Raw genomic sequence first — 2,280 nt, forward strand, 5'->3', positions numbered from 1 at the left:
GGCCACCGCATGGGCAGAAAAAGGGATCCCGGCTTTTTGGTAGGCCAGCTTCACCTCCACCAAGCCATTGCGGGGCTCTGGGGTGCCGCCGGATTTGGAGGTGGTGATCACCAGGGTTTGCCCCAGTTGGTCTGCCAGCCGCCCCAGCACCCGGTCAAACCCGTCGGGATCCGTGTTGTCGATGAAGTGGATGTTCAGGGGGGGGTGCAGCGGAGCCAGGGCCTCCGCCACAAATTGCGGCCCCAGAGCTGAGCCGCCAATGCCGATGCAGAGCAGCTCGGTGAACCGTCCCCCCCCGCTGGCCGGGATGGTTCCGCGATGGATCTTTTCGGCAAAGGTTTCCACTCGCTCAATGGAATCCTGAATGGCCTGCCGGATTTCAGAGGTGGGAGCCAGCTCGGGCGCCCGCAGCCAATAGTGGCCCACCTGGCGGCCTTCGTCGGGGTTGGCAATGGCTCCTGCCTCCAAAGCCTGCATATCGGCAAAAGCCTGGGCAAAGCGAGGCCGTAGCGCTTCCACCTGAGGGGGAGTGAAACGGATGCGGCTGATATCGACGAAAATCTCCAGGCCGGGATGGTAGTAAAGCCAATCGCAGTAGCGCTGCCAGAGTTGGAGGCTGTCCATGGGATCCCTTTTGCCGAAATCCCTAACCAGCTTACCAAACTCTTTCTTACTCCCAGCCGAGGGTTGTGCGCTCCAGCCAGGACTGATCCAAACTGATGAGTGCCTCTTTGACCCCCACACCGGTCTCAGGGTGACGCCAGTCGGGAGCGATCTCCCCCAAGGGAGCTAAGACAAAAGCACGTTCCATCATGCGGGGGTGGGGCAACGTCAGCTCAGGGCTGTTCAGGATGCGGCTGCCCATGGCCAGCAGATCCAAATCCAGGGTTCTGGCCTCCCAGCGGATGCGCCGCACCCGTCCTGCCTCCTGCTCGATGGCCAGCAGCGCCCCGAGCAACTCCAGGGGAGACCGGTAGGGGGGAAAGGGATCCAACGCCACCACTGCGTTAAGGTAGTCAGGCTGTCCGGGTGGCCCCCCTTGGGCTGGGCTGCGGTAGAGACTGGAACAGGCCACCACCTCTCCCAACCGGCGCAACTTCTGCACAGCCAAGCGCAACTGCTGCAGCGGATCCCCCAGGTTGCTTCCCAGGGCAACATAGGCCAGGTCACGATTCATGAGGCTTCCGCCCTGCTTACGGCTCGCCGGCGGTCGACCTCGACGTAAACATCCTCGAACAGCCCCGGCAGGGGAGCATGGGGCTTGTGAACCCGCACAGTTAGGGCCTCCAGTTGGGGATAGCTCTGCCACAGCCGCTCTGCGATCTGATCCGCCAAGGTCTCGACCAAGCGGTAGCGTTGGCCGGTCACCTCCTGCCGCACCCTCTCGTACACCTGGGCGTAGTCCACCGTGCGCGAGAGGTCATCTTGGATCTCGGCTAGGGAAAGCCGCATCTCCACGTCCACCACAAAACGCCCACCCAAAACTGCTTCCTCCGGGCAGTGGCCGTGATAGGCATGAAAGACGAGGCCCTGCAGCACCAGCCTACCCTGCATCATGGTGCAGAGCTTCCCAAGTGGCAAGGGCGGAAACATGAGCCGGCACGTTGTGAACCCGTACCAGGGCAGCCCCCCGGCTGGCTGCAAACAGGTGCACGGCCACGCTGGCGCTGTCTCGCTGATTAGGTACGGCAATGCCGGAAAGCTTACCCACAAAACTTTTGCGGGAGGCCCCCACCAAGACCGGGTAGCCGTAGGCCACCAGCCGCGGTAGGGCTTTAAGCAGGACTACATTCTGCTCGGCAGTTTTGGCAAAGCCTAAGCCCGGATCCAAAACAACGCTGGGCACGCCCGCCGCCAGAGCCCGCTCCGCCTGTTCCCTGAGGAAACCGAAAACCTCCCCCTCCAGGTCAGCATAGTCGGTCTGCTGCTGCATGGTGCGCGGCTCTCCCCGCATGTGCATGATCACCGCCGGCACCCCCGCCTCGGCACAGACCTGTATCATTTGGGGATCCCGCAGCCCGCTGACATCGTTGATGATGTGCGCCCCGGCAGCCAAAGCCGCAGCCGCCACCTCCGTTCTGCGCGTATCGACGCTGATGGGGATCCCGGATCCTTCCAGGGCCCGGATCACGGGCAAGACTCGGTCGCATTCCACCTCCACCGATACCGGCTCCGCTCCCGGACGGGTGGACTCGCCGCCAATATCCACGATCAAGGCCCCTGCCGCTGCCATGGCTTTAGCTGCCTGCACAGCCGCTTCTGCAGATCCCCACTGGCCGC

3 protein-coding genes and 1 pseudogene are annotated in these 2,280 nt (G+C 63.2%); all 4 read right to left on the reverse strand.

Translation table 11 applies throughout. The annotated features are described in order from the left end of the window. A pseudogene (pgi, locus tag NW856_RS12920) lies at positions 1–624 on the reverse strand (glucose-6-phosphate isomerase); the annotation flags it as partial. Positions 625–670: 46 nt separating this feature from the next. Then, positions 671–1,177, reverse strand: coding sequence for a 2-amino-4-hydroxy-6-hydroxymethyldihydropteridine diphosphokinase (gene folK, locus NW856_RS12925; protein WP_414355834.1), 507 nt, complete (start codon positions 1,175–1,177; stop codon positions 671–673). Next, on the reverse strand, positions 1,174–1,557 hold the full coding sequence (folB, locus tag NW856_RS12930) for a dihydroneopterin aldolase (RefSeq protein WP_414400594.1): 384 nt from the start codon (positions 1,555–1,557) through the stop codon (positions 1,174–1,176). The genes folK and folB overlap by 4 nt, the downstream gene beginning before the upstream one ends. After that, a partial coding sequence (gene folP, locus NW856_RS12935; RefSeq protein ID WP_414400595.1) for a dihydropteroate synthase occupies positions 1,544–2,280 on the reverse strand: 737 nt, incomplete at its 5' end. The genes folP and folB, both read right to left, overlap by 14 nt.

Origin of the sequence: Synechococcus sp. R3-13 (genome assembly GCF_047462195.1) — a bacterium.
Lineage (GTDB): Bacteria > Cyanobacteriota > Cyanobacteriia > Thermostichales > Thermostichaceae > Thermostichus.